The sequence below is a fragment of the Phycicoccus sp. Soil802 genome (assembly GCF_001429605.1).
Lineage (GTDB): Bacteria > Actinomycetota > Actinomycetes > Actinomycetales > Dermatophilaceae > Pedococcus.
Genome location: NZ_LMSS01000001.1, coordinates 1 through 26,575 on the forward strand (window position 1 = coordinate 1; position 26,575 = coordinate 26,575).

At 65.6% G+C, this 26,575-nt stretch carries 21 protein-coding genes; 11 read left to right on the plus strand and 10 right to left on the minus strand.

Features of this window, described 5'->3' with window-relative positions; all coding sequences use genetic code 11:
* Positions 1-64: 64 nt before the first annotated feature.
* From pglX (ASG91_RS00005) to brxL, 3 genes are all read left to right on the plus strand, one after another.
* Positions 65-1,413: BREX-1 system adenine-specific DNA-methyltransferase PglX (pglX, locus tag ASG91_RS00005; RefSeq protein WP_235545356.1), on the plus strand; the 1,349-nt coding region annotated here is incomplete at its 3' end.
* Positions 1,414-1,520: 107 nt separating this feature from the next.
* Positions 1,521-3,527, plus strand: a complete 2,007-nt coding sequence (gene pglX, locus ASG91_RS21410) for a BREX-1 system adenine-specific DNA-methyltransferase PglX (RefSeq protein WP_371262023.1) — start codon at positions 1,521-1,523, stop codon at positions 3,525-3,527.
* Positions 3,524-5,662: a BREX system Lon protease-like protein BrxL gene (brxL, locus tag ASG91_RS00015; RefSeq protein ID WP_082593788.1), complete on the plus strand. Its 2,139-nt coding sequence runs from the start codon at positions 3,524-3,526 to the stop codon at positions 5,660-5,662. The genes pglX (ASG91_RS21410) and brxL overlap by 4 nt, the downstream gene beginning before the upstream one ends.
* 37 nt (positions 5,663-5,699) lie before the next feature.
* Here brxL and ASG91_RS00020 read toward each other — a convergent pair whose 3' ends face one another.
* From ASG91_RS00020 to ASG91_RS20450, 7 genes are all read right to left on the minus strand, one after another.
* A complete protein-coding gene (locus ASG91_RS00020) occupies positions 5,700-6,149 on the minus strand; it encodes a helix-turn-helix domain-containing protein (protein ID WP_056920587.1) in 450 nt (149 codons plus the stop codon).
* Entirely contained in the window at positions 6,146-7,315 is a 1,170-nt protein-coding gene (locus tag ASG91_RS00025; RefSeq protein ID WP_056920588.1) for a hypothetical protein, read from the minus strand. Before ASG91_RS00025 ends, ASG91_RS00020 begins: the two co-directional genes overlap by 4 nt.
* A gap of 2 nt (positions 7,316-7,317) precedes the next feature.
* Positions 7,318-8,076: an ATP-binding protein gene (locus ASG91_RS00030; protein ID WP_056920589.1), complete on the minus strand. Its 759-nt coding sequence runs from the start codon at positions 8,074-8,076 to the stop codon at positions 7,318-7,320.
* An 8-nt stretch (positions 8,077-8,084) separates the two neighbouring features.
* The gene (locus tag ASG91_RS00035) at positions 8,085-9,575 is read right to left on the minus strand and encodes a Mu transposase C-terminal domain-containing protein (protein ID WP_056920590.1); all 1,491 of its coding nucleotides are present in this window, start codon (positions 9,573-9,575) and stop codon (positions 8,085-8,087) included.
* A 66-nt stretch (positions 9,576-9,641) separates the two neighbouring features.
* A complete protein-coding gene (locus tag ASG91_RS00040; protein ID WP_157605835.1) occupies positions 9,642-10,298 on the minus strand; it encodes a hypothetical protein in 657 nt (218 codons plus the stop codon).
* 72 nt (positions 10,299-10,370) lie between these two features.
* Positions 10,371-11,024: a hypothetical protein gene (locus tag ASG91_RS00045; protein WP_056920592.1), complete on the minus strand. Its 654-nt coding sequence runs from the start codon at positions 11,022-11,024 to the stop codon at positions 10,371-10,373.
* Positions 11,025-11,036: 12 nt separating this feature from the next.
* The gene (locus ASG91_RS20450) at positions 11,037-11,477 is read right to left on the minus strand and encodes a hypothetical protein (protein ID WP_157605838.1); all 441 of its coding nucleotides are present in this window, start codon (positions 11,475-11,477) and stop codon (positions 11,037-11,039) included.
* 113 nt (positions 11,478-11,590) lie between these two features.
* On the opposite strand from ASG91_RS20450, the gene ASG91_RS00050 reads away from it, so the two are divergent.
* Together ASG91_RS00050 and ASG91_RS00055 are read left to right on the plus strand one after the other, a co-directional pair.
* Complete coding sequence (locus ASG91_RS00050; protein ID WP_157605841.1) at positions 11,591-12,631, plus strand: hypothetical protein; 1,041 nt, start codon at positions 11,591-11,593, stop codon at positions 12,629-12,631.
* Complete coding sequence (locus tag ASG91_RS00055) at positions 12,628-13,080, plus strand: hypothetical protein (protein WP_157605844.1); 453 nt, start codon at positions 12,628-12,630, stop codon at positions 13,078-13,080. The genes ASG91_RS00050 and ASG91_RS00055 overlap by 4 nt, the downstream gene beginning before the upstream one ends.
* A 161-nt stretch (positions 13,081-13,241) precedes the next feature.
* On the opposite strand, the gene ASG91_RS00060 is transcribed toward ASG91_RS00055, so the two are convergent.
* The 3 genes from ASG91_RS00060 to ASG91_RS00070 form a co-directional block, all read right to left on the minus strand.
* Positions 13,242-13,892: a hypothetical protein gene (locus tag ASG91_RS00060; RefSeq protein ID WP_056920595.1), complete on the minus strand. Its 651-nt coding sequence runs from the start codon at positions 13,890-13,892 to the stop codon at positions 13,242-13,244.
* A gap of 202 nt (positions 13,893-14,094) precedes the next feature.
* Positions 14,095-15,864: an AbiV family abortive infection protein gene (locus ASG91_RS00065; protein WP_056920596.1), complete on the minus strand. Its 1,770-nt coding sequence runs from the start codon at positions 15,862-15,864 to the stop codon at positions 14,095-14,097.
* A 34-nt stretch (positions 15,865-15,898) separates the two neighbouring features.
* Positions 15,899-16,864: a hypothetical protein gene (locus ASG91_RS00070; RefSeq protein WP_056920597.1), complete on the minus strand. Its 966-nt coding sequence runs from the start codon at positions 16,862-16,864 to the stop codon at positions 15,899-15,901.
* Between the two features lie 187 nt (positions 16,865-17,051).
* On the opposite strand from ASG91_RS00070, the gene ASG91_RS00075 reads away from it, so the two are divergent.
* The 6 genes from ASG91_RS00075 (at position 17,052) to ASG91_RS00100 (ending at position 26,462) form a co-directional block, all read left to right on the plus strand.
* Complete coding sequence (locus ASG91_RS00075; RefSeq protein ID WP_056920598.1) at positions 17,052-19,250, plus strand: DUF262 domain-containing protein; 2,199 nt, start codon at positions 17,052-17,054, stop codon at positions 19,248-19,250.
* A gap of 124 nt (positions 19,251-19,374) precedes the next feature.
* Positions 19,375-20,253, plus strand: a complete 879-nt coding sequence (locus ASG91_RS00080) for an EVE domain-containing protein (RefSeq protein WP_056920599.1) — start codon at positions 19,375-19,377, stop codon at positions 20,251-20,253.
* Positions 20,184-23,672, plus strand: a complete 3,489-nt coding sequence (locus tag ASG91_RS00085; RefSeq protein WP_235545287.1) for a TM0106 family RecB-like putative nuclease — start codon at positions 20,184-20,186, stop codon at positions 23,670-23,672. Before ASG91_RS00080 ends, ASG91_RS00085 begins: the two co-directional genes overlap by 70 nt.
* Before the next feature lie 340 nt (positions 23,673-24,012).
* Positions 24,013-24,849 (plus strand): PASTA domain-containing protein, encoded by an 837-nt coding sequence (locus ASG91_RS00090; protein WP_162257482.1) that lies wholly within the window; start codon positions 24,013-24,015, stop codon positions 24,847-24,849.
* A 188-nt stretch (positions 24,850-25,037) separates the two neighbouring features.
* The gene (locus tag ASG91_RS00095; protein ID WP_056920602.1) at positions 25,038-25,892 is read left to right on the plus strand and encodes a DUF429 domain-containing protein; all 855 of its coding nucleotides are present in this window, start codon (positions 25,038-25,040) and stop codon (positions 25,890-25,892) included.
* A gap of 84 nt (positions 25,893-25,976) precedes the next feature.
* Positions 25,977-26,462, plus strand: coding sequence for a hypothetical protein (locus tag ASG91_RS00100; RefSeq protein WP_157605850.1), 486 nt, complete (start codon positions 25,977-25,979; stop codon positions 26,460-26,462).
* Positions 26,463-26,575 lie beyond the last annotated feature (113 nt).

The window sequence follows — 26,575 nt, forward strand, 5'->3', positions numbered from 1 at the left end:
AGTAGCTCTGAAGTCTTTCGCGGTGTGGGCGCGCAAGGAGCTCTTGCGCGAGGTCGGTGCGCGGGTGAGTGCTGTGTTGGCGCCGGGTTCTGCGGAGCGGGTTGAGCAGTCGAGGGCGGTGGCGGCTTTGGAGAGGGCGGTCACCGCTGGCGGTGGTGGTGAGGGGGGTCGGGCTGCCGTCGCGGACAAGGTTGCGTACACCTGGTTCAACCGAGTCATCGCGCTGCGTTTCATGGACGCCAACACATACACCGGCATCGGCGTGGTCTCCCCGCAAGCGGGAGCCGAGGTCGGCCAACCAGAGATTCTTGCCGCTGCCAAGCGTGGTGTGATCGACACCGAGGTTGTGAGCCCTTCAACTCGTACGGCAGTGGACAGGCTCCTAGATGGCTCGCGCGGCAGCGGCGACCCGCAGGGTGAGGCGTACGCGCTGCTGCTGGCGGAGTACTGCCGCTACTGGAATAGGGCCATGCCGTTCATGTTCGAACGCCAGGGAGACTTCACCGAGCTGCTGATCCCGGCCAACCTGCTCGCCGACGACTCGGTGCTCAACCGTTCGGTGCAGGTGCTGACCGAGGACGTGTGTAAGGACGTCGAGGTGATCGGGTGGCTGTACCAGTTCTACATCTCGGAGCGGAAGGACGAGGTCTTCGCCGGGTTCAAGAAGAACAAGAAGGCCGGCGCTGATGAGATCCCCGCCGCCACCCAGCTCTTCACCCCGCACTGGATCGTGCGCTACCTCGTCGAGAACTCCCTCGGACGGCTGTGGATGCTCAACCGGCCCGACTCAGGCTTGGTCAGGCAGATGGACTACTACATCGCCCCAGTTGACCAGGAGACCGACTTCCTGAAGATCGCCACGCCCGAAGAACTCAAGATCATCGACCCGGCCTGCGGCTCTGGCCATATGCTCACCTACGCCTTCGACCTGCTCTACGCGATCTACGAGGAGGAGGGCTACGCGCCGGCCGAGATTCCCGGCCTGATCCTTAACCACAACCTGTTCGGCACCGAGATCGACCCGCGCGCCGGCGCCCTGGCCGCGTTCGCCCTCACGATGAAAGCCCGAGACAGGCAGCGCACGTTCTTCAACAAGCAGGTCGAGCCGAACGTTTGCGTGATCGAACCGATCTCGTTCACCCCTGATGAGCTCGACTTCCTCGTCACCAAGGGCGGCGACCGGCACGCGGAAGAAGCGTTCTGGAACCAGTTCGCGGAAGCGGACACCCTCGGCGCACTCATCCGACCCGACACTGACCTGACCCCCCGGCTCGCGCGCCACCTGAAGACGCTCGATGACGGCGGCGACATGCTGAGGGCCGACACGATCGAGTGGGCACGGCGCGCCATGCGGCAGGCCGAGTACCTCGCTCCTCGGTACTCCGTGGTGGTTGCAAACCCGCCCTACATGGGNCGGCGGAACGGATGAGGGAGCCGGGTTCTACCGGCTCGCCACAGATCTTGGGGCGCTGCCGGCACGCATGCTGAGGGCCGACACGATCGAGTGGGCACGGCGCGCCATGCGGCAGGCCGAGTACCTCGCTCCTCGGTACTCCGTGGTGGTTGCAAACCCGCCCTACATGGGAAGCGGAAGCATGTCTCCCGCCCTGGCGGAGTTCGCGTTGGGCGAATACAGAAGGTCCAAGTCGGACCTGTTCGCCATGTTCATCGAGCGGTGCCTGGCCCTCGGCACAAGGGGCGCGCTAGTTGGAATGATCACGATGCAGTCGTGGCTCTTCATTGCCAGCTACGAGACACTTAGGAGGTCGATCCTTGAGAGCCGACGAGTCGTTAGTTTGCTCCAGCTCGGAACCGCCGCCTTCGACACCATCGGAGGGGCAGTCGTTTCGACCGCTGCGTTCGTGATCGAGAACGGAACCGGGACCAATCGGCGGTCGATCTTCCTTGATCTCACCGCCGGCCGGGACGAGAGGGCCAAGAGCGCTGCGTTCGCGAAGGCAATGCGGCAAGAGAACGCAGCGCATCGGCGCGAGTTGCCTGCTGAACGGTTTCTGGACCTGCCGGGAGCACCATTCGCTCACGCCATCCAGAACTTCGAGGTATTCCACGGGCCTCGGGTCTCTGCGCGTTGGCGCTCCGGAGGACGGCTAAAGACGCACCACGGAACTCGGTTCATCAGGTACTGGTGGGAGGTATCGCGGGCTAGCGAACGATGGCGTCCACTGATCAAAGGTGGAGACTTCCGACCGTTTTACGGAAACCGCGACTTCGTGGTCGACTTTTCGAGGGACGCCGTTGACTTCTACCGCAGCCACGGCGGGTTGTACCCAGACGAGAATCGAGGTGTCGTCGGTGTTTGCTGGACCAAGATCGGGAGGTTGAGCTTCCGTATCAAGAACGCGGACGAGGAGTTCGACTCGGCCTCACCCACGCTGCTTCCGGACAGTGAGGACGATGTTCTGTCGCTCTTGGCCTACCTGAATTCCAGTGAAGTTCGCGCGCTCGTGGCGGTCCTCAACCCAACCATCAACACACAGGTTGCGAACGTTCTGGAGTTGCCTGAGCCAGTTTGGTCCGATTCTGAAAAGTCAGCCCTTACACGCCTTGGGGATCAGTTGGTGAAGATGGCGAAGAATGAGTGGGAGGCTCGCGAAACAGCGGACGAGTTCGTGGTTTGTCCGATTCTTGGCGGAGCTGATGGCAGTTCCATGCGGGATGCGACAGAGTTGCTCATCGCCGAGCGCACTGCCCGCGAGCGTCTGCAGTTGAAGGTTGCCGATGAGATCGACGCGATCGTCGGTCCGCTTCTCGCGACGGGACTCACGGGGCCGAATAGCTCGGACCTGGTCACGGAGCGACCGACGGTCGCCGAACTCATGACGGCTTTCATGTCCCTCGCCGTTGGCTGCATGTTTGGACGCTATAGCCTTAATGAGCCGGGTTTGATCCTCGCGGATCAGGGTGCGACGTTGCAGGACTACCTCGCGAAGGTGCCGTCGCCGAGCTTCCTGCCGGATGCGGACAACGTCATCCCGATAGTCGACGGGGACTGGTTCGAGGACGACATTGTGGAGCGGTTCCGTCAGTTCCTTCGGGCCGCGTTCGGCGAGGAGCACTTCGAGGAGAATCTGCGGTTCGTCACCGAGTCGCTGGGAGTGAAGAGCCTGCGGGACTACTTCGTGAAGTCCTTCTACAAGGATCACGTCCAGCGGTACAAGAAGCGTCCGATCTACTGGCTGTTCTCCAGCCCTAACGGGTCGTTCAACGCCTTGATCTACATGCACCGGTACACGCCGTCGACTGTCTCAACGGTGCTTAATGAGTACCTTCGAGAGTTCCAGGGCAAGCTCAAGGCGAGCCTCGAGTATGCAGAACGTTCCAACAATGCCAAGGAAGCCGACCGCTTGCGCAAGGTGCTTGTTGAGCTGGGCGAGTACGAGCACGACGTGCTCTACCCGCTGGCATCACAGAACCTCGCCATCGATCTCGACGACGGGGTAAAGATCAACTACCCCAAGTTCGGTGCCGCCCTGAAGAAGATCCCCGGCCTGGAGGCGACTGAATGACTCAGATCCAGCGACCAAGCGGCGTCCCCGAGGGAGCCACGACCGAGGAGGCGAGCGACCAGAAGGCGGAACTGACCGCCCTGGACCAAAAGATCAACCGCCACTTCGCCGGCTTGGTCGTGCGTAAGGACCTCGTCAAGGCCGTCAAGGGCAACGCGATCGTGCCGTCATACGTGCTGGAGTACCTGCTCGGCCAGTACGCCGCTTCCGATGACGAGGCCACTATCCAGGCAGGCATAGCATCCGTTCGTCAGATCCTGGCTGACCACTACGTCCACCGAAACCAGTCCGAGCTGGTGAAGTCGACTATCCGTGAGCGCGGTCGCTACAAGATCATCGACAAAGTCACCGTCTCCCTCAACGACAAGGACGACCGGTACGAGGCTGAGTTCTCCAACCTGGGCATCAAGGGAGTGATCGTCGAGTCGGTCACCGTCAAGGCACACCCCAAGCTTCTGGTCGGCGGCGTGTGGTGCATCTGCGACATCGACTACTTCCACTTCGACGACGCGCGCGTCACCCCGTGGCAGCTCGGTTCGCTCAAGCCGATCCAGCTCTCCCACTTCGACTTCGACAGCTACACCACCTCGCGCCGCGAGTTCACCACCGACGAGTGGATCGACCTGCTTATCCAATCGATCGGCTTCAACCCCGAGCTGTTCGGCCGCCGCGCCAAGCTCATCCAGCTCGTGCGTCTCATCCCATTCGTTGAGCGCAACTACAACCTGGTCGAGCTCGGCCCGAAGGGCACCGGCAAATCGCACATCTTCTCGGAGTTCTCACCGCACGGCATGCTCATCTCCGGGGGAGAGGTGACCGTCCCCAAGCTATTCGTCAACAACTCCAATGGCCGCATCGGCCTGGTCGGGTACTGGGACGTTGTCGCCTTCGACGAGTTCGCCGGCAAGAAGAAGCGCACCGACAAGGCCCTCGTCGACATCATGAAGAACTACATGGCAAACAAGACGTTCTCCCGCGGGGTTGAGACTCTCGGCGCCGAGGCGTCGATGGTCTTCGTGGGTAACACGTCCCACACCGTTCCCTACATGCTCAAGCACTCGGACCTCTTTGATGAGCTGCCCGAGAGCTACCACGACGCGGCGTACCTCGACCGCCTCCACCACTACATCCCAGGCTGGGAAGTCGACACGATCCGCGGCGAAATGTTCTCCGACGGCTACGGCTTCGTCGTCGACTACATCGCCGAAGTCCTCAAGTCGATGCGCAACACGGACTACTCCGACAGGTACCAGCAGCACTTCACCCTCGGGTCGGACATCTCCACCCGTGACCGCGACGGCATCCACAAGACCTTCTCCGGGCTGATGAAGATCCTGTACCCGCACGGAGAAGCGACCAAGGAGGAGATCGAGGAGATCCTGCGGTTCGCCGTTGAGGGCCGTAAGCGCGTCAAGGACCAGATCCTTCGCATCGACACCACGATGGCCGACGTTAAGTTCGGCTACCTGGACAAGTCCGGCGAGTGGCACGCCGTCACGACGCTCGAAGAAGACGAGTACCCGACGCACTACCGTCACACTCGTCGTAATGAGGCTGATCTCGACGACTCGGGATCCGCCCAGTCGGAGGAAGCGGAGGGTACGCACCCGGCTGAAGAGCCCGCTACGCCCGAGCCCGAGAGGCTCTTCGAGGGCCACCGCGAGTATCAGGAGAATCAGCGGGGCGTCGGCTACGAAACGCTCCTGATCCCATACCTCCGCGGCGCAACCAACATCACGATCACCGACCCGTACATCCGCCAGTTCCACCAGGCCCGCAACCTCATGGAGCTGATCGCGAGCATCGCGTCCATGAAGGACGCCGCGGACGAGATCAACGTCAAGCTTGTGACCTCCGAGCACACCGAGAGTGAGGACAAGGTCCGCAAGCAACTTGAACTTCTGCTGAAGGTCAAGCAGGCCGCCTCTGCAGCCGGCATCCACCTGGACGTCTCGTTCGAGACCTCCATCCACGACCGGTCGATCGTCACCGACACTGGTTGGCGGATCAACCTGGGCCGCGGCCTGGACATCTTCCAGTACGTCACCGGTGACGCGTTTGACCTCGCCAACAGGCTTCAGGAGTTCCGCCAGGTCCGCGCCTTCGGGGTCACGTACATTCGCGAAGGTGCGTGACCTGGGCGAGTCGGCACAGGCGAAAGGGCGCTCGCTGCTAGCAATTCAGCAGCTCGGGGTGAGCCAGATCTTCTTCAGCCTGAGGCGTCAATCGGAGTGACCCGCCAGCCGCCGTGCGGACGAGCCCACACCTGATCAGGCTGGGCAGCACCGTCTGGCGGTCCTGATCGCTCAGAATACGACGAGGATCATGCGCCATTTGCAGACGACGGAGCAGGCGAGCCTGACTGAGGTCGAGTTCGTCCGAGCTGGTGCCGACGGCGGGTGTTGGTGGCTCGATTCGCTTCCGGCCGGTGAGCAGTTGGGCCGGGTCCAGGTTGAGGGCCTCACAGATCTTGCCGAGCTCGCGCAGAGTGAGGCCGCCGTCGTCACCGCCCAGTTCCAAGCGTCGGATCACTTGGTAGTTGAGGCCGGTCAAGGTCGCGAGCTTGCGTTGGGAGAGGCCGAGTTCGGTGCGGGTCTGGCTCAGCGTGATGGCGTTGATCATGTGAGTTGGTGGGGTGTGAGGCCGAGCTTGCGGAGCCAGCAGTTCGGGTGGACGTGTCGTTCGGCGCGGCGTCCGTGGACCCGAACGTTGAGGTCGGTGTTGGCGTCGTTGAGCATTTGGGACACGGCTCGCTCAGGGCTGTTGAGTAGCGGCGTTGCGCCGCCGCCGGCGTTGTTGGTGCGGAGTGTGACGAGGGCGCGTAGCGCGGCGGCGGAGTGTTCTGGCAGCTCGAGTGGGCGACCGTCGGGCAGGGTGATGCTGGTGCCGTCGGCTTGAGCGTCGTGGAGCCTGAGCCCGGATATGGTCCGCACCCCGACCTGGTGCATGGTCAGGGTGACGGCGATGGCACGTTGGGGCTGGCGGTAGGCGACGAGGGCCTGGTCGACGCTATGGGCGTCGATGAGCTGGCGTTCGGGGCTGGCGACGAGTTGGGTGACGTCGGTCTTGAGGTAGACATCGCGGTGCCATGCGGCGAGCTGGAGAGCGCGAATGTCTGTGATCAGCAGGTCGTCCTGCGGGGCGGGTCGCAGGATGCCTTCGGCTAGGCGGGCGATGACGTCGACTTCTGCGCCATCTCGTTGCATCACTTCGTGGCAGTGGTTGGCTGTGGAGGCGTGCCGGAGAAGCACGCGGTCGAGTGCCTTGGGTGGCAGCGTGGCGTGGCAGGCGGTGAGGAACTGATGGAAGCCGACCTTGGGCAGGGACACAGCCAGGGTGGGTCTGGCGCCGACGGTGGGGTGCCAGGTGCGGGGCGGTGGGACCTCGTCGAGGTGCCTGGGGTGGGCGTGGCGTCGTTCGAGGGCGCGGACGAAGCTGTCGGACCGGGGGGCGCGGTGAAGCAGCCACAGGGGGACATTGGCTGACTTGGCGATGGTGGTGAGTTGGCGCAGGACCAGGGGGTTGAGGCGTTGCGCTTCGGTGGCGACCAGGGCCGTGATGGCATACGCCTGCATCCACGCGATTGCTAGGGCGATGTCTTCGTTCTCGTTGCGGCCTTTGCCGGCGACGTCTCGGCGTTTGCCGAGGGCGGTGAGGATGTCGCCGGCGAGGGCGGCGGAGCGTTTCAGGTCGGGGCGGACCTCGATCCATACCGGGCTGGCGGTGCAGGCGATTCCGGTGGGGAGCGTCAGCGGGATCTCGGTGGTTTCGACGTGGTTTACGGGCATGGTCAGCGCCTCTTGCGAGGGGTGAGGTCGGGCATGTGTTTGATCACGTCCCGGGTGAAGTCGACGTCGAAGGGCCGAGGGTCGCGCCCGGCGGCGGTCTCCTGGCGTTGGACGTAGAGGGCTGCCTGCAGAAAGCGGGCCCAGTTCTTGAGGCGCCCTTTGCACACCTGCTGGTCAATGAGGGTGATCAGGTCAGCGCCGGCCAGCAGGAAGATGGGGTGCAGGCTGCCCACGGCGGTGTGCAGGTCGGCCCCGCTGAGGTGCTTAACCTCGACGGTGGCGATGATCTCGCCACGTAGCCCCGCGCTGACGGTGACGGCGCGGATGGTCTCCGGTGGTCCGAGCAGCACCAGGGTCCAGGCGGCCTGGGGTCGGGCGTGCAGGTAGTGCAGCTGTTCGGCTCCTTGGCCGGTGAGCTGGTCGGCGCCGTCGATCACGAGGATCCGAGGCACGCCGGAGAGGGTGTCGATGAGCTCGTCTTGCATGTCGCGCAGCGCGAAGACGTCGTCCTCCTGGTGCACTGCCTCGTACATGAGGCGCACGAGATCTTTGGGACTGGCGGCCGGCGGAACGACGACCTGGTGCGCGGGCAGCTCCTGCTCCGAGAGCACGGTGGCGAGGGCGAACCGCTTCCCGGTGCCATGGTCGCCCGCGACGACCATGGCACCGTGAAAGGTGGTGGCGAACCGGAGCTGGTCGGCGATCTGCGTGAACACCGGGGTGCGGACCGGGTTGGCCTCGATCTCCAGTCCAGCCAGCATGTGAGGCTTCACCAGAGGGTGATCTGCCCGGTGGGGTCCTCAAGGGACTTGAACCGGTCCAGTGCCCGGTCAGCGTCCTGACGCAGATCGACCGGGGCGTCGAGCGCGACACGACTGGTGTGGCGCCCGTCCTTGACCTCGGTTAGCTCAAGAGCGCCGCGGTGCTCGTTGCGCATCCGGTGGGAGGTGCGGAATGCGTTGCGGGCGTCGTTCTCGGCCCGCCGCCTCGCCTTCATGAACGCGACCTTGTCATCGGTCTGCAACTGGTGGGAGGGGTAACAGGTGGCGACGTGCAAGCCCTCGTGGAAGACCTCGATGAACTCGCGGGTGTGCGGCAGAAACCGTACTTCGACGGTGCGCCCGATGAGACCAGTGAGGGCATCGTTCGGGTCGACGTAGTCCCACTTGCCGAAGCGGACTCCCATCTTCCCGACCTTGTGACGGGCGCTGATGAGGAAGTCCTGCCACAGCTGTTCGGAGGCAATGGCGCGCAGCGGCGTGGTTCCCTGCTGCCATGCCTTCAGGGCGGTGCCGCCCAGGTTCCGGTTGACGTGTTCGGTGTTGTACCAGTCGATCCACTGCTTGAGCTGGTTGATCAGCTCGGCCTGCGGCAGCGCGTGGGAGGCGAACAGGTACTGGCCGCGGACGTCGACACCGGAGTCGATGTAGCCGGGCAGCGGTGCGATGGCGTTCTTCTTCAGGAACCGCCAGAACCGCTCGAGCGAGCCCTTCAGATGCGGGCTGTACGCGGGCAGCGCGATGGGGATCACGCCGACTCGGCTGCAGGACTCGGTGATCAGGTCGGACAGGAAGTCCAGGCCGCGGTCCCACATGGCCCGGTCGCACAGACCCCCGACCGGGGTCTGTCCGTCGGCGGCAGCACGGACGGTGAATGCGCACATCAACGCTGCGCGCACCTCCTCCGCGGTGGGGGTTCCGAAGGTGACCACCCACGCCAGCACATACCGGCTGCCCGCGTCCATGACGACGGTCATCCAGGGGCGGCTGGCCGTCCGGTACCCCTCGGGCACTACCCAGATAGGCAGCTCGGTGTGGTCGAGCAGGTAGGTGGCGCCCCGCTCCTCGACCTCGCGCGGCAGGTGGACGCGAGCGTCGCGGCTGGCACGAGGACCAGCCTTGGCGACCGCGAGCGCGTGGGAGCTCATTGCGGCCAGGACACGGCGGCGGAAGGTGCTCAGGCTCGGAACGGTGTGGCCGCCCCGCTCGAGGAACCTGCGGGTGTCGGTGATGTTGCCGTTGTGGCGGAACATGGTCTCGATGACTGAATGGTCGACCTCGAACTCCTGCTGGTGGGCTCCGTCGCCGGAGGAGTCGACCTTGGCGACCTGGCGCTGCAGCTGACGCACGGAGTAGCCGGACTCGGCGGCGGCGATGGCGAAAGCGGTGCGGTCCAAGCGCCCATGGGCGTCGCGGTGGGCGAGCAGGTCCTTGACTGCGCGGTCGCGGGCGGGGCGGAGCATCTTGGGCTTGTTGGGCATGACTGATCAACTCTTTTGAAGGGGCGGGCTTGTCGACCGCTGCGCTGCTGCGTCTGGGGCCGTGATCTATGGTGCGGCGCGCAGGTGCGTCTTCGCGTGGGTCGATCGACCGATTCCATGGCGGGCGGTGTGGGTAATTTGGGGGATGGGACGCCCAGGGCCGTACGGCGGCCGCTGATGGGCCGAGCCCCGTCGGTGGTCGGCGACGTCGAACAGGTGGCGGTACGGCGAGGACGGGCGGGCCAGGTACAGGGAACGTTCGGGGTGCTGCAGGCAGAGCAGGCGGAGGCCGGTGAGCCTGTTCCCGAACTGTCGTCGTCCGTCGGCGACGTAGGTGCGCCCCTGCTGCAGGTTGGCGGTGGTTTCGAAGAAGGCGGCTCGCCCGGTCTTGATCTCGTCGATCAGGAGTCGCCCGTGCGGGTCACGCCACAGCAGGTCGAGCCGGCCGCGTCCGAGGGCCACTTCCGCGCCGTGGAACTTCCAGGGCTCAGGGGGAAGGAGCCGGCCGAAGTAGGTGTTGACGGCGCCGGTGATGTTCTGGCGGTGTGCTCGACCCTCGTTGGGCTCCAGGTGCGGAAGCGCGCCCAGGATCTCCGCACGGATCAGGTCCATGGACGGGGTTCGCGTCCGGGCCGCGATTCGGGCAATGACCCGGTGGGCGACCGCGCCCATCTCGTGATGGCGTGCCAGCGTCTCTTCGTTGATTGCGTCCATGACCGGCACGGTTCGGTGCCGAGAATGGGGCGCAATGCCCGTGCGAGCTGCCGCCGGCGATCGGTCGTGATCACCCTGGCGTCAGGGTGTTGGGGGTCCGCGAGCCCCCGGCGTCCACGCACCATCGCGGAGGGTCCAGGGGACGTGCGCCGGATGCCGGCGGTCGCGCAGGGGCTGACGGTAGAGACCTGGCGGCATCGGCCCGCGGCCGCCTGCGCTGTCAAGGAACCAGGACGCTTGGGGTGCTCGCGTGGAGAGCACGCGGATGCCTATGGCGGCGTCGCCGTGCGTCGACCGGATGGCGGCGAGCTGTCGGGCGGCCTGTTGGCGGGTGCGGGTGAGGTCGAGCGAGGTGTGGCCGGTCTTGATCTCGTCGGCGAGGAGGCGGCCGCTGCGATGACGCCACAAGACGTCGGGCCGGGTCCCGGAGACCAGTGGTTCGGATGCCAGCAGCGACCACTGGGGTGGGGGAAGGAGCTGGCGGAAGTACACGGTGACCGCTGAGGCGATGATCTGGCGGTGGGCCCGGCTCTCCACCAGGGGTGGGCACAGGAGCCGGTCTGCTTCCCAGAGTGCGCGACGCCAACCATTCGACCCGAGCATGGTCCCAACACCGTGCGGGTCGGCCAAGACGGCGGCGATGGCCATGTGCGCCAGTGCCCCGACCAAGGCTGGTCGGGCCAGGGTCTCGTCGGGCGGGGTGTCCCAGCCCGAAGGTTGCTGGTCTGCCTTCACCGGACACCAAGCTCAAGTGTTGGCGGCAGGGCTTCCCCTGAGCGGACGTGTCGTCCATTCGGCGAAGACGGCCGCGGCGAGGACCGTTTCACCCATCCACGCCTTTCCCAGCAGGCACGCGCTCCAGTACTGCTTGGAGAACTCGAACCGCGCGGTGACGACCCTTGCCAGCCCTGGGGAGCGGCGGCCTCCCACCTCTTTTGCAATGTGGTGTTGCACTTCCGCAACGCGTTGGGAAACCAGGTCCCCACCCTCTGGCAGCACCCATTTCGGATCATCCGCGCGGCCGAAATGGTGCGGGTCGAGGAGGTAGTCCCGGGGCAGAAGCCTGCGTTGGTCAAGGCGACGTCGCGTGGTCGGCATGGCGTGGACCGTGCGGGTGCGCGACGCTCCAACATTGCCTTCGATGCCCGCCTCCGTGCCGATTCCGACGACATTCTTGAACGACAACACAAGGAGTCAGGATCTGTCACCGGTTGGGCGGGATCGTCCACCAGCCCGCCGTCCCCGCTGGACATTCCGTTGACGGGATATGCCCCGAAGGCGCACACAGGCACAGTGGCTCCATGGCGAGAAGCTTTGCGGCAGAGCGTGAAGCGTTGTTGCGCGGGGCTCGGCTGGCTGACCTCCACCGCCTCCCCAGGCTCGGCACCGACCCATGGCTAACGGTCGCCGCAGCACACCGTGTACGTCACGGGTCACGACCGGGTGAGGGCCCCGAGCAGGTCACCCTGGTGGCCGCCTGTTCGGCTCTGCAGACGGTGCTTCTCGCCGCCGAGCTGACCGATCCCGCCCTGCCGGGCATGCCACCGGGACCATGGACACGCCAGCTCCCACCCTGGCTGCTGCCCCGCCTCAACTCGCGCCACATTGGTCTGCTGTTTCGGGCTGCGGCTGAGCTGGACCTGGCGCTGACGGCATGGCCGTTGCCGCCACCGACGACGACCGCAGACCTGCTGGTGCGTCACACCCTCGTCCGCATGACCGAGTTGTGGGCGTCCCGACACCCCCTCGCCGTCGACACCCCTACGCTCGTCTCAGTCCTGCAGATCGCGCGCAGCCCCGCCGAGCTCCTCTGGCGTGACGAAGCCCAGGGCCTTCTCGCCGACCCAGTCGACCAGCACGCGCGAGGACTCGAGCTGCTCGACCCGGGTAGCTGGGGTAGCCCTCTGCACGAGCCTCGACGCGACCCTCGGGTCGTGTTCCGTCGTCGCATGCCGGCGTCCCCACCCGACGAGCTCCCCGGCCGTTTGATGGTGATCGAGTTCTGGGGGCACCCGGGACGCCGCGCCTCGGCGGCACAGTCGCGCGTGGTGCGCGACGAACGAACCGCCCGTCGACCAACGGGTCAGGGCTTCATCCCCACGGGGCGTCCATCCGATCTTGACGATCTCGGCGTGTGGCTGCGCGGCAAGTGCACCGCCGACGTTTGGTTGAGGTGGCAGCCACAGTTGGATGCCCCGCCGAGAGTGACGCGGGTGCTGCTTCGCGGCCTTGAGGTTGATGAGCAGAGCCGTGCATGGCTGCTCGTCGTCTGGGCCAAGGCGGTGCTCGAGGTGCCGCTGTGCTCCGTGGCGGCAGTAGAGCTCAAGCAGCAGGTGTCATGACGAACGAAGCGGCCGACGTCCCCGGAGTCCAAATGCCCCCATGGTGTTGCACCACAGGTCATGAGAACGTGCCGGCCGCGGCGATCGGCATTCTCGACGACGGCGACGAAGCAGAAGGGCAGGTCCCCTACTGCGGCGAGTGCGCCCGGGCGCTGATCGCGAGCGGTGAGTATCGAGTTGCCCAGGTGGTCGATGCAATTGAGTTGGGCAGCGCCGCGTGCCGCCAGTGTGGGGGCAGCGGACGCGACGTCATCGACAGCGGTGACATGGATGTTCAGATCGACGCCGCACGAGGCGCCGTCCGGGAGATCCGTCAACTGGTCGCCGCCTTCGACGATGTGCCCCTCGACCAGTTGACTCCGTTGTTCTATGCCCACGCGTACGAGGAGCTTCGACTCGGCGTCGACCAACTCTTGGACCTGCTGCAACCTGGCCGTGCGGGCAGCTAGTCGGTACCGGAGGACGCGCCCGTGGGCGTGCGCGCGCTTGGGTGTGGGGGGACGCCCTGGTGTCGATCCGCCAGATCGAGGCGGGCGCCCTAGCTAAGCGCGATCGCCTGGTTAGGCAGGCACGGAACGATGTGCCTCATCTGGAGCGAGATCGACCTGGGCTACTGGTGCGCTGCCTTCACAGCCTCCAGGAGCTCTTCGAGCGTCGTGCCGCTGGCCCGCGCCTTGTTGCCTTCGATGTAGATATACACGGCATCCGTGACCGTTTGGGCGTCGTACCGCTGCACAATATGGGCGAGCGTGTCCGTTCCGTAGCACCGACCCCAGGTCTTGGCCAATGAACGGTGCAGCCTTCGCACGACCTGAATCTCATCATCGGTGAGTCCGTCGAAGCAGTCACACTCGTCCGGTAGGTGCCTCATCCCGCACGATCTCAGCTCTTTAAGCCGGAAGATCTGTCCCGCTCGGGGACCGTCATACCGGTCCAAGGTGAACCGTCGCCCTCCGCGGGGCCCAAGGGGAGCTTCAGTAATCTGGTATCCGACCCTCCGCAGCGCGTCAGCGAACCGGAAGGCCCGGGCGTGCGCGCGGGCGGTGGAGCCCGGGGCCATGCCGGCGGGTCGCTGCATGTCTTCTAGCCAGCCCTGGCGTTCCGCGTGGTTTCCGATCACCTTCAGAGCGGCGCTGAGGGCGATCTCGTTCGCCTGAGGCGGCTGCGCGATCGCAGCGTTGTCGTTGGGCTGTGGGTCGGCGGGCTTTTCGCCGCCGGGTGGGCGGCTGGCAGTGGCGGCGGTGCAGGGGAGAGCAGGCATGTAGGTGCACTGTCCGGCGTGACCATCGGACCGCAACCCCCTGGGCACTGATCGCTGAGGTGATCATGTCGCAGGGCTGGCCCCGCGACAGCTTCCGAGGGCAATCACGGCCGTCGCGATAGCACCACACCCTTGCGTCCGGGACGTGGCAGATGGCGCGATGACGTGCCTATGAGTAGCGGAATCTGCTGCGGCTGGTCGTCTAGGTCCCCACGGGGTCGGCCTCGGCTCTGTGGGGGGTCGTGCCCTCGACGACGGGCAGGAGCGCCTGCGTGAGTAAACCGACGACGTCGTCCGCGGACATCTGATCGTTGACCTCACGAGCGACGGACAGCAGGTTTCGCAGCGCTCCCAGCGACCCAGGAATGTCCCCGGGGTCTGCCGGCAAGCCTGACAGTAGGGATTCGAGGACTGGCGCAGCAGCCACGTACTCCACGACCGCCTGCGCTGTTAGCGGCGCGACCACCGTTAGCAGGAGCGCGTGACAGCGCTGCGCCAGTTCGATTAGGGCGTCGGTCGCGGCGAGGTCCGTTGCCTCGGGGGCCGTGACCGACCCGTTCTTGTGGTCGACGTAGAAGGCTGCAAGCTTGGTCGCGTGGACCTGCGTGGCCCATGGAGTGAGTCGTGACGGGTCGACCTTGTCGAGGTCCTCGAGGAAGGCGTGGTGTAGGGACGCGAGCGTGATGAGCTTCTCGGCGTGATCGGACCAGGAGCTGTTCCCCCTGACTGGGAGTGCGGCACCGATGTTCAGGCTGTCTATGCAGGGGTACACCTTGGCGAGCTCCTCGCAGGCCAGAGCGGCCAGGGCGTACGCACGGGGGGACCCGCCGTTGCTCCGCAGGAGCTGGGCCTCGCCAATCAAGTGTCCTGCGTTCTCGACCAGAGCTCGAGCCAATTGCGCCGCCACCTGGGCGCGCGCCAGATGCTCCTCGGGAGTCGGCGCCGAGTCCCCGGAGCCCACGAAGTGGGTGCCGTCGCGGCGACTCATTGCTGGTTCAGGAATTGCTGCTTCGGCCACGGGAAGCGCGTATCTGTAGGCGTACTCCTCGCTGGTGATGCTGGGGTCGAGAAACCTGCTGGAGTCGACGGATACGAAGCGATCATGGTGGACCAGCAGCCTTGCCCACACCAGGTCAACGGTGGCGCCGATCTTCCGGGCACGACCGTGGACCGAACCTCGAAGCTCTGCGTTCTCGGCAGGGGAGACGTGGATGACGCGCACGGTGTCGTAGAGGGTACTGGGGTCCCGCTCGAGCTCGTAGGCGAGGAGCTGTTGGCGCATCAGCTGGTAGAGCGGCTCCTGAAGAAGGTCCACGAAGGGCAGGAGGTGGCTGCGCACGGGACCGGCGGGATCGAGAAGCGATGCACCATACCGGGCGGCTCGCGTGCGGTCCTGATCCGGCTGCGGTCGGCGACGGCCATAGGTTTCAGTGAACTTCCACTCGACCAGGGCGAGCTCTTGTTCCCCTGCCGGCGTGCGGTAGGTGAACGCCGCATCGACGCTGGTGCAGTGTGCACCTCGACGGCGAGGACCCCGGGGCGACTCGTTGAAGTAGTCGGTGTCTCCGATGAACTCGAATGTGAGGAAGCGTTCAGGCTCGATCTCGAGGACCTCAGCAATGGGTAGCAGGTCCCCGAAGGCGAGGTGGACACGATTTGGGTCGTCGACCATCGAGGTCAGGGCGTTCACGCACTGGACCTGTGAGGACAGCAGGTGGTTGCTCGGTCCCTCGTCCACCCCCGCGTGCCAGGGGATCTGCAGCTGCGCGAAGAGCGCGAGTGCTTGCTCCCGCACGTTAGGCAGCAGGTTGTGCGCCGCGAACGCCAAGGGCAGACAGAACGGCCGGTCCGCGCCCGACGCGGAGCCGTCCTTAATCACGTAGGGGGCATCGGCACGCGCCTGATCAGGGAGAGCCTTGGTGTGCGACTTCCACGACTTCGCGTGTTCGCGGTGCCGCTGAGCGAATCTCATGCGGCGCAGGCTAACCGCGGGTACTGACAGCTCCTCACAGTTGGTACGGGTCGAGGCGGCCCACCCTGTTGGCCTCGTACACGTCGACGTCCACGACAATCCCCTTAGCTGTCAGGTGGTCATGCACCTCCTTGAGACGGGCTCGGGCCGTCTGAGTCGCTCGACGGTCAAAGGCCAACACTGGGCGAACCGTCAGGGGGCTGCCGGCGCCGAACGTGGCACCGCCAAGGGTTAGCCCGAGGCTTCTGCGTTGCCGCAGCATGCCGTTGAGGACGTGCGAGGCGTGCGGCTGTTCTTCGGTCCAGGCGCGGAACAGGTTGGCGTAGTGCATGACCTGCACCAGTGCCCAAGGAAGGGTGCTGGCGTCGGCAGGCTTGATCTCGATGGCCAGGACCCGGCCGGCGGAGTCGATCGCCAGCGCGTCGCACTCACCGCCCAGTGAGGTGGGGTGAGACTTCCACCATGCTGGTGCTCCGTGGCGATCTAGGGCGGACAGCAGCGGGGCAGCGATGGCCTGCGTCTTTGTGTCTCGTTCACCGGAGGAGCCGAACGTCACGGATGCCTCCCGGTCGATGATCACGCGATCGGGGGAGTCGAAACCGCAAATCGCGGACTGCACTGCTCCCTCCTTCAGATGCCTGTGGCCGACTGTCACGATCACGATTTCGAGGTAGTCCTCCACGTCGCCCCATCGCTGGGTCCACCATGCGTCGTCATGCCGCTTCTCCCACGTGGCGTGCCAGCCGTTCTGGTCGGTGCGGTAGGTGGAGTGCGCGCCCAGTCGGAAGCCCTTGGCGGGCAGGTAGTTCAGGTCCAGCACCTTCGTCAGGCCGACGTACAGCGTCGCCCAGTGCCCGTTCTTCCCGGCGTAGCCGCGAAGCTGTAGGTCCAGGGCGAACGCCCCGCTTCGTCCGTACTCCACGAGGGAGTGTGCGAAGCCGCCGGGTGCGAGGGCGTCGAGCAGGGCGTCGGGGACGCGTCGGTCATAGGCGATGGCCATGCTTGCTCCAGAGTCGTTGGGCGTTGAGCGAAGCTCACCGTGCCCAACAACTGTCACTTTCGCACCTTTTCGACGGCAAAGGACCCGTTCGAACGAGGTCCTTACCCGCTCAGCCGCACCTACTCACGGCATTCGCTGCCATTTGTCTGGTTGGGTATTGGTGGTCACCAGCATTTTGAGGAGCGCGATGAAGGCCACACCCTTGACGCCGGCCGAGATCTTCGGCAATCAGATCCGGTACGTGATCCCCCTCTTTCAGCGCCCCTATGTCTGGAACGAGAAGGACCAGTGGGCGCCGCTGTGGGAAGACGTTGTAGAAGTCGCGGAGACGGTGCTGGTCACCCCGCCTCCTGCCTTCGGTCCGCGTGCCGTCCCGCCGCACTTCCTCGGTGCAGTGGTCGTGGAGCAACAGCATGTCGCTGTCGACTACATCAGCGTGCGCGGGGTCGTTGACGGCCAACAGAGAATGACCACGCTGCAGCTGCTGATGGACGCCGCGCAGATGGTGGTAGCGCAACATGGGGACGCCAAGGATGCGCAGGCTCTGGACGTGCTTGTCCTCAACCCTGCTCAGCTGTCATCGAACAAGGACGAGAGATTCAAGGTCTGGCCCACCGACAGGGACCAGGAGGCGTTCCGTGCGGCTATGGATGACTCCATGCCCGTGCCAGTCGCGTTGGAGAAATCGAACATCGTCCAGGCTCACCGCTTTTTCGCCGCGCAGATCAAAGAGTGGGCAGAGGAGCCAGCCGATGCCGCCAAGACCGGCGCCAGGCTCAACGCCCTGACGGTGGCGCTGCGCGACTTTCTGAAGATCGTGGTCATCGACCTGGAACCCGGCGATAACGCACAGGTCATCTTCGAAACGCTCAACCACCGTGGCACGCCCCTGTTGGCGGCTGACTTGATCAAGAACCTGGTCTTTCAGTCGGCCCAGGCTCAGGGTTTGGATATCCGCGCGCTGTATTCGCAGCACTGGGCGCCCTTGGACACTGACTACTGGCGCGAACACATCTCTCAGGGCCGTCTGTACCGGCCTCGCATCGACGTGTTCATGAACTACTGGCTGACCATGAAGTTGCTGCGTGACGTTGCCACCGACCGGGTTTTCCTTGAGTTCCGTGACTACCTGCGGCTGTCGACTACCCCCGATCTGGGGGACGTGCTGGCCGAGCTGGCGCGGGACGCTGAGACCTTCAGGCAGATCGAGCACGCGTCACCTTCCAGCACTGTGGGGATCTTCCAGTACCGGGTCTTGAGGGCTCTGGACTCGGGAGCGGTCACGCCGTTTCTGTTGTGGATCATGTCTCGGCCCGCGCAGGACTGTCCGACCGAGCAACGCGACAAGGCCCTTCGGGCGATCGAATCCTGGTTGGCCAGGAGAGCCTTGTGCAGATTCACTGCCAAAGGGGTCAACCTGCTTGTCGTCGATCTCCTGAAGGTCGTGGACGGAGCCGACTCAGCAGTCGTGGGTGATGTGACGGAGTCCTTCCTGCGCCGGCAAGAGGCCGATGCCCGGCTCTGGCCGAGCGACGCCCAACTCGTGACCGCCCTCACCGGCACCTCCGTCTACAAGAACCTCAGCCGTGCCCGCGTCCGGATGCTCCTCGAAGCCATCGAGGACGACATTCGCTTGAGCACTACCAAGACGGAGGACACCCTGTGCCCCAAGGGGCTCACCGTTGAACACGTGATGCCGCAGGCGTGGGAGAAGCACTGGTCACTGCCTAACGACGACGACCCGCTTGCGACGGATCGGCGGAACGCCGCTGTCCAGACGTTGGGGAACCTCACGTTGGTCACGCAGTCACTCAACCCCGCGATGAGCAACGGCCCGTGGGCCGACACTGACGCCCAGGCGGCTGGACTCAAGGAAGGGAAGAAGAGCGCGCTGCTGCACTCCGTACTGAGGCTGAATGGAGACCTGAGCAAGTACGCCGCGTGGACCGAGGAGGCAATCGCTGCCCGTGGCCTCGAACTCGCAACGCGAGCCACCAGGATCTGGCCACGCCCCGTCGAGCCGGTCTCCGGGGACGAGGGGGCGCCCCAGGCGCACACCGAAACGGCGTCCGACCCCGCCGTCGAGGACCCGAGCGACACCTCCGACCACGAAGCAGGCGTGGCCCGTGCAGAACGAGCCTCGCACAGCGGAAAGTACGCCGACCTGTACCGCTGGCTACGCGGACAGGACGCCGACGAGGTCCGCTCCACCTTCGGCCAGGTCGAGGAGGTGATCGGGTTTCCGCTGCCTGAGTCGTGCCGGACCCACATGGCCCACTGGTACGGATACGACGGCTCCGCGGTCGCCCGGGCCATCGCAGACGCCGGATGGAGGGCCAGCGCGGTCAACCTCGCCGCGGAGAGCGTGACCTTCGTCCGCATTTAGTTTGCCGCCACGAGTCTTCTTCTCGCTCCGGGCTTACCTCACGCCGTGCTTGCATGGGCTCCGCAGCTGACACCTCGTGGCTCCCGTTCGGTCCACAGCCATGCTCACATGAAGGGAATCGCAAATGTCGTACTGGGTGTTCCAATGTGCTTTGGGTGAGGAGTACGACCTCGACGAGATCCAGTCCTGGTCCGCACCGGACCTGTGGAGGTGGTCCCTGGCGCGGCACTTCAAGGATGTCCAGCCAGGGGATCGGTTCGCGTTCTGGGTTTCCGGCCCGCAGGGAGGGGTGTTCGCGTTGGGGACGGTGACCTCGCTTCCCTACACCGATGACCACTGGCGGGTGACCGCCAAGTCGGCCAAGGCGACATACGCGAAGCTCAGCGTTGACGTCCCCTTGTTCGATCGGCCGATCCCGCGGGAAGTCCTCAAGCAGGAACAGCGATTCAAGAACTCCCTCATCCTCAGGATGCCCGGGGGTGCGAACCCCTTTCGCCTGAACGACGATGAGTGGTGGGCCCTTGAGGAGCTGGCCGGCCTGGGTCACGGTCAAGGGAGCTCGGCCGGAGCAGCGGATGCCGGCACGCTGCCATTGCCGCCCGCCAGTTCCCCCACGACGATGACGACCGAGTCCGCCGAGCGGGTCATGCGGTTCCTGGAGGCCGCGCTGGTGAGGGAGTACGAGGAGTACCTGGGACGGACACTGGTCCGCAAGAAGTACCGCGTGAAAGCAACGGGGGAGACGCTGATCTGTGACGCCTTCGACCGGGAGCAGTCCGAGCTCCTGGAGGCAAAGTCGTCAGCAGGTCGGATGCACGTGCGGCTTGCGCTAGGCCAGCTCCTCGACTACCGACGGCATCATCGGCCGACGCCCAGGCTGGGCGTCCTGCTGCCGCAGGAGCCGAACGGTGATCTTGTCGGTCTGCTCCTCGAATGCGACGTGTCGGTGATCTTTCGCGATGCCGAAGGCTTCAGCCGGTTCGAGCCAGCCGCGGCAGACTGAGGTCGCGTCACTCCGGGGCTCTGTGGGCGCCGATGCAAGGGAGTGGACCGGGTCAGCCGTTTGTCGAGGTTGTCCTCCGATTTGACCGAGTTGTCGCCGCGGGCTGGCATGATCCGGGCATGCAACGCGTCGACGGCAGGCTGGTGCTGAGCCCCACGGACCTGACCAAGCATGTCGCTTGCCCTCACATCACTACCCTTGACCGGGGGGCCCTGGGTCAAGGTGCGGCCGCGACCGGCGCGAGTGCGGCAGACGATGCCTTGAACCTGATCTTTGCCAAGGGCCTTACGCACGAGAGCGAGTACCTCGCACGGCTGCGTGACCGGGGTTTGAGAATCGTCGAGATCCAGGGTTTCGGCACCGACCGGGTCACCGCGGAGGCTGCCACGCTTGATGCGATGCGCGACGGGGCCGACGTGATCTACCAGGCGACGTTGTTCGACGGAGAGTGGGTGGGCCACGCGGACTTCCTGGTCCGCACGGATCGTCCGAGTGCGTTGGGCGACTGGTCGTATGACATCGCCGATACCAAGCTCGCCCGGCGGCTGAAGGTCCCGGCGCTGCTGCAGATGGCGACGTACGCCGTTCGACTCACCGAGCTGCAAGGCATAGCCCCGCGGCGCCTGGTGGTCGTGACCGGCGACAAGGTCGAACACCCGTGGCGTCTGGTCGACGTGGCTGCCTACGCGCGGCGCCGTCGCGAGGCGCTGGTCCACGCCATCGAGACACAGGCAGTGACCGAGTCCACGCCCAACGCTCAATGCCCCCAGTGCCGCTGGCACCAGAAGTGTGAGCAGCAATGGCTCGACGCCGACGACCTCGTCCAGGTCGCGGGGCTCCGCACAGATCAACGGGCCGCGCTGCGCGCCAACGGAATCAGCACCATGGCCGCCCTCGCCGCCGCAACATCTGCGGACCTCGCAGGTGTGCTCAGCGTGGCGACCGGCGAGCGGCTGCATCAGCAGGCCCAGCTCCAGGTCGCCGAGCGCGACGGCCGGGGCCCCGCCTACGCGCTGCTGCCACCCGAACCGGGCCGCGGACTGCAGCGCCTGCCCGAGCCAAGCGCGGGCGACGTCTACCTCGACTTCGAAGGCGACCCCTGGGCCAACGACGGTCGAGGACGGGAGTACCTCGCCGGGCTGTGGGACCGGCAGCAGCACTTCACAGGGTTCTGGGCCCACCACGAGGCCGGTGAGAAGCAGCTCACCGAGGACCTGGTCGACGAGCTGATGCGACGCTGGGCCGCGGACCCGAACATGCACGTCTACCACTACGCCACCTACGAGCGGACCGCCCTCGCGCGGCTCACCGGACGGCACGGCACGCGCGAGGCCGAGTTCGACCAGCTGCTGCGCGGTGAACGGCTCGTCGACCTGTATGCCGTCGTGCGTCAAGGCATACGAATCAGCAAGCCGTCATACTCGATCAAGAAGGTTGAGGACTTCTACTGGGGGCAGACGCGCACCGGGACCGCGGACGAGGTGGCCGACGCCATGACCTCGGTCGTGGAGTACGAACGGTGGCTGGTCGAGCGCGACGACGACATCCTGGAAGCGATCCGCGCGTACAACGAGGAGGACGTCCGGTCGACCCACGATCTGCACGCCTGGCTCGAGCAGTGCCGCGCCGAGCTCGCCGACCTCGGCCACCACCTCACCAGACCGGTCCCGGCCCTGCCACCAGAGGTCAGTGACGAGGATAAGGCCGAGACCGAATTGGCCCAACGACTGAGCCAGTACGGCCACGACCTCCTGGCTGGTTGCGTGGGCTGGCACCGCCGCGAGGCCAGACCGGGCTGGTGGGAGTACTTCCGTTACGAGAGCCTCGACACCGACGAACTCGTGGACGACAGCACCGCCATCGGCCGTCCCGGCGCCCCGGACCACATCGGCGACATCCTGAGCAAGACGGGCCGGGTGACCTCCAAGGTCTGGCGGTACCCGTTCGAACCACAGGACTGCAAGATGCGCGTCGGCATGCGCGTCCACGACGTCGACACCCACGCCTCCGTTGGCAGCGTCGTCGGATACGACGGGGTCGAGGGCTGGATCGACCTGTCCATGCGCGCCAAGTCGGAACCAGTCGCGCCGCGCGGATTCAAGCCACCCGGGCCGGTCCTGGACGGCGTGCTGCGAGAGTCGATCGCCGACACGGGCCGCTCGCTGCTGGACGGCCAGGAGGGCACGGCCGCAAAGCTTTTGGCACGTATCGTGCCGACGGCCGACGTGCTCGCCGTCGCGGTCGGAGAGACGCCCGCCCAAGCCGTGGTGCGGGTTGGTCTGTCCTTGGACGGTCAGGTGTTGGCGGTGCAGGGCCCGCCCGGCACGGGCAAGACGTACGCCGCGGCTCACCTGATCCGCGCCTTGCTTGACGCCGGGAAACGGGTCGGCGTCACCGCCCTGTCGCACTCGGTCATCAGGCACGTGCTCGACGAGGTCAAGCGCCCCTCCGTGCAGAAGATCAGCGGCGAACCCCTCGCGGACCCAGCCGGCTTCGTCACGGAGCTGCCCTCCAACGACACCGTCATGGACGCCTTAGCCAATGGGGTCAACCTGGTCGGAGGGACCTCATGGTTGTGGGCCCGGGAGGACATGCGCTCGTCCGTGGATGTGCTGGTGATCGACGAGGCTGGCCAGTTCTCGCTGGCCAACGCGGTGGCCACCGCACCGGCCGCCAGATCGCTTGTCCTGCTGGGGGACCCACAGCAGTTGACCCAACCCACTCAGGCGACACACCCGTTCGGGGCCGGCATCTCAGCGCTCGAGCACCTGATTGGCGACCATGACACCGTGCCTGCCGACCGCGGCATCTTCCTGGCCACGACCTGGAGGATGCACCCGGCGGTCACGTCCTTCGTCTCCGAGCTCGCCTACGACGACCGCCTCACCTCCGCGCCAGGCCGCGAACTGCAGAGCCTGTCAGGCGAAGGTCCCTTCTCCGGCTCGGGTCTGCGGTGGGTCCCCGTCCCGCACGAGGGCTGCCAGGCCGAAAGCGATGAGGAAGCTGCCGTCGTCGCGGGCATCGTCAAGGACCTCCTGACTCGCTCCTGGACCACTACTGACGGAGCGAACAAGCCTCTGACGCCGGCCGACATCCTCGTAGTGGCGCCATTTAACGCCCAGGTCGCGAGACTCCGGCTCGTGCTTCCTGACGACGTCCTGGTAGGCACGGTCGACAAGATCCAAGGGCGTGGGGCGGCCGTGGCCATCTACTCGATGGCCAGCTCCAGCGCGGCCGATGCACCCCGCGGGGTCGACTTCCTCTTCGACCTGCACCGGCTGAACGTCGCCATCTCCCGGGCCAAGGCCATGAGCATCGTCGTTGCCAGTCCCGCCCTGCTCGACTCGCCGGTCCACACACCTGAGCAGCTCCGCGCAGTCAACGCACTCTGCCGCTACGCCGATGCTGCAGGCGGCTGAACGAATGCCACACGCTGCGTGGTGGCCCACCGTCCGTGAGAGAGGGCTCGCTGCCCCGTTCGCATCCGCTCGGTTAGCGGTTGGTCGCCCGTCCGTCGTCCCACTCGAGCGGGCCCGAGGTGCAGTGTCCCCTCAATCCCCGCCAGCCACACTCTCGCGGGAGTAGCTTGCGCTCATTCGTCGTGGATTGCGACGCCAGGGACGCGGATTGTCGGAGGTTGCAGATGTCCCCACAAGCTATGTGGGCAGGGAGCCGTCAATGTGGAACTCGGTGAGCCTCCCCCCGCCGCCTCAGCCAGCCTTCGCCCGGAAGGCGCGAGTCATCGTTGCCCTGCTCGCTATGGCGATGCTGCTGGCCAACTGTTCGGGCGAGCCCGTGCCGGTTCCCAACGTCGTCGGGATACGGCTCGACGACGCACACAACGCACTTGCAGCCAAGGGGTTCGAGGATTTCGAAGACCTCGACATGTTCGACGACCGGGCGATTCTGATTGATTCCAACTGGGTTGTCTTGCAGCAGGATCCCAATCCGAATCAGGAGACCGACAGGGGTGGCACGGTCTCCCTGCGCGTCGGCAAGATCGGTGAGGCGCGAACACGAAGGGCACTCCCCAGCGGCTCACCCGTTCTGGCCGAGATTCTCGCCAAGGAGAAGGCGGCGGCTGACGAACGTGCCCGTAGGGCGGTGGCGGATGCCAAGCGCGCTGCTGACCAGAAGTCAGCTGACGCGGCCAAACAGGCGGCGCGGGCCAAGGCCCGTACAGCGGCCGCTGCCAAGTACGTGAACAGCATTGATCCAGCTCTGAGGCTCGGCCTGACCAACCACCGCGAACTGGCCCGCCTGCGTGGACAGGTGCAGAACCGGCAGGTCACGGGAGAGATGTTGACCGACAATGTCGCGGCCGCCACGACCGCGCTGAAGTTGCTGAGCACCATTCTGGAATCGTCGAAGCCGTCCGAGGAGGCCAACCTCGGCCAGGAACACCAGAGACTCGAGTCAGCTGTCGACGCCTTCGGGCAAGCAGCAATGACTCTTCTTAGCGCCGATGGTCCGGACGCGGACGCCGCCCTGAAGCGCTTTGACGTGGTCTACGCCGCTGCCCGCGGGGACTGGAATGCAGCGCTCCGCTCGACCTACGCGGTGGCCAAGGTCGCCGCTCCACCAGTGCTGCGATAGACCGAAGGCCCTGCCTTCAACTGGGTCCAGCGTCCCGCCTCCGGTCCGTGGCTTGGGATGAAGCTCGGGCGCCACGGCCGACCGGTCTACGACTCGGCGATCGAAAGCGGTTCTGGGCAGCGCGTCGCGTGGATCCTCTCGCGGCTCGTGGGTATCCGACGGGGGGGTAGTCCACGAATGTGGCGACGATGATTGTGCACGAATCAGAGGAGAAGGAGGAGCGCGTGCGTACCTGGGGACTAGACATGTCCACAAGCGCCAACGACACCGGGCTGGTTTCCATCGACTGGGAAGAGCGTGTCGCCACGGTGACGCATCGTCCGCGGCCGACGCGGTCCTTGATCCTCGCTCTGCTTCGCGAGACGGCGAGGACGGAATGGTGGGCGGTCGATGTGCCATTCGGATGGCCCGTTGGATTCGGGGAGTGGCTCACCGACCACGCGCGGGGGCCCGCTTGCATGGCCGCCGGCCGAATCGAGATTGACGCACCTGTATGGGCCCCGCTGGCGCGGCGTCGGACGGATCGAGTGGTGTGTAAGAGGCTCGGCAAGCAGCTCGGGTTCTCGGTCTCATTCGACAAATTGGGCGCCACAGCTGCAGCTTGGGCCGCCATTGAGCTGTCCCAGGGCATTTCGCCACTTCTGTTTGACCGCGCGGGGATGCTGAACCCAGATGGAGTCGTCGCTCGTGAGGGCCGAGTGGTCGAGACATGGCCCTCTGCCGCATGGACGCTCTTCACGGACCTGCCCACCGGGGTGGTCCTTTCCCCAGCCACTGCCAGTGATGAAGCGTTCATGGGCCCCCTTGGGCCGGTGCTGGAGATTGGCCCAGAACTTCGAGAGATCCTCGCGCCCGGCGACGACGCCAGCCGCGGCGCTCGCGCTCGTGCAGGTCATGTTCGGGACGCGATCGTCTGCGCGATGGTCGCCAGATCCCGGGCGTTCGGAAGGACGGAGGGTCCAGAGCCGGAGGACGCATCGGCTGCGGAGCGTGAGGGGTGGATTCACCTACCCAAGACGACGGGGCTCACGCACTTGTGGTGAGGGAAGTCCACGCTGAGCCATTCTTGTCTGCCAACGTCGATCAGATGTCGATTCGACCAGTTCACCATCGCGGGAGGAAGTTACATGAGCTCGATGAAGATCATCACAGGAGTCGACCCAGCCTCGGAACGTCTTTGCGTCATGCCAGAGGCGGAGATTACTTCCGATCTAGAGCTGATCGGCGCCTTCGCCGCCGCGACGACTCTGGGTGATGTCCGCAAGCATCAGGGTGCCTGGGATATCACCGCAGCCTTCGTCAAGTACGACGAGGGCAGAGAAGTCGCACTCGACGTGGAGGCTCTCCCGGCTAGCACACCCTTCGAGTTTGGTGGCTGGTTCGAGGAAGAGGCGTTCGCCTGCATCCCCCAGGCCAGACTTAGGAGCAGCCAACTGTGTCCTCGCGAGGTCATGGAGGAATTTGGGTACCAGGATGATGAGATCGGCATGGACTATGAGCCCGCGCCTTGGCTTGCGCCGGAAGATCGGGAAGCCATCGAGCAGCGACTCGTGGGCCTGGGTTACCGCGTGGAGCGTCGTGACGACCTCATCGCGCGCTACCTAGACGTCTAAGGTCAATCGAAGTCGCCCGAGCGAATGCGCGATCGTACGACGTGCCTGTCGCGCCGATGCGTACGGCGCTTCACCGTCGCGACAGGGCCAGCGCGGTGAGTCCACGCCAATAC

Bases quoted from the DNA above. Each gene is read 5' to 3' on its own strand.
- ASG91_RS00065 (WP_056920596.1), bottom strand. From the start codon at position 15,864: ATGAGATTCGCTCAGCGGCACCGCGAACACGCGAAGTCGTGGAAGTCG.
- ASG91_RS00060 (WP_056920595.1), bottom strand. From the start codon at position 13,892: ATGCCTGCTCTCCCCTGCACCGCCGCCACTGCCAGCCGCCCACCCGGC.
- ASG91_RS00090 (WP_162257482.1), top strand. From the start codon at position 24,013: ATGGCGATGCTGCTGGCCAACTGTTCGGGCGAGCCCGTGCCGGTTCCC.
- ASG91_RS00085 (WP_235545287.1), top strand. From the start codon at position 20,184: ATGCGACGTGTCGGTGATCTTTCGCGATGCCGAAGGCTTCAGCCGGTT.
- ASG91_RS00075 (WP_056920598.1), top strand. From the start codon at position 17,052: ATGAAGGCCACACCCTTGACGCCGGCCGAGATCTTCGGCAATCAGATC.
- ASG91_RS00080 (WP_056920599.1), top strand. From the start codon at position 19,375: ATGTCGTACTGGGTGTTCCAATGTGCTTTGGGTGAGGAGTACGACCTC.
- pglX (WP_371262023.1), top strand. From the start codon at position 1,521: ATGCGGCAGGCCGAGTACCTCGCTCCTCGGTACTCCGTGGTGGTTGCA.
- ASG91_RS00055 (WP_157605844.1), top strand. From the start codon at position 12,628: ATGACGAACGAAGCGGCCGACGTCCCCGGAGTCCAAATGCCCCCATGG.
- ASG91_RS00070 (WP_056920597.1), bottom strand. From the start codon at position 16,864: ATGGCCATCGCCTATGACCGACGCGTCCCCGACGCCCTGCTCGACGCC.
- ASG91_RS00035 (WP_056920590.1), bottom strand. From the start codon at position 9,575: ATGCCCAACAAGCCCAAGATGCTCCGCCCCGCCCGCGACCGCGCAGTC.
- ASG91_RS00050 (WP_157605841.1), top strand. From the start codon at position 11,591: ATGGCGAGAAGCTTTGCGGCAGAGCGTGAAGCGTTGTTGCGCGGGGCT.
- ASG91_RS00020 (WP_056920587.1), bottom strand. From the start codon at position 6,149: ATGATCAACGCCATCACGCTGAGCCAGACCCGCACCGAACTCGGCCTC.
- ASG91_RS00030 (WP_056920589.1), bottom strand. From the start codon at position 8,076: ATGCTGGCTGGACTGGAGATCGAGGCCAACCCGGTCCGCACCCCGGTG.
- brxL (WP_082593788.1), top strand. From the start codon at position 3,524: ATGACTCAGATCCAGCGACCAAGCGGCGTCCCCGAGGGAGCCACGACC.
- ASG91_RS00025 (WP_056920588.1), bottom strand. From the start codon at position 7,315: ATGCCCGTAAACCACGTCGAAACCACCGAGATCCCGCTGACGCTCCCC.
- ASG91_RS00095 (WP_056920602.1), top strand. From the start codon at position 25,038: ATGATTGTGCACGAATCAGAGGAGAAGGAGGAGCGCGTGCGTACCTGG.
- ASG91_RS00100 (WP_157605850.1), top strand. From the start codon at position 25,977: ATGAGCTCGATGAAGATCATCACAGGAGTCGACCCAGCCTCGGAACGT.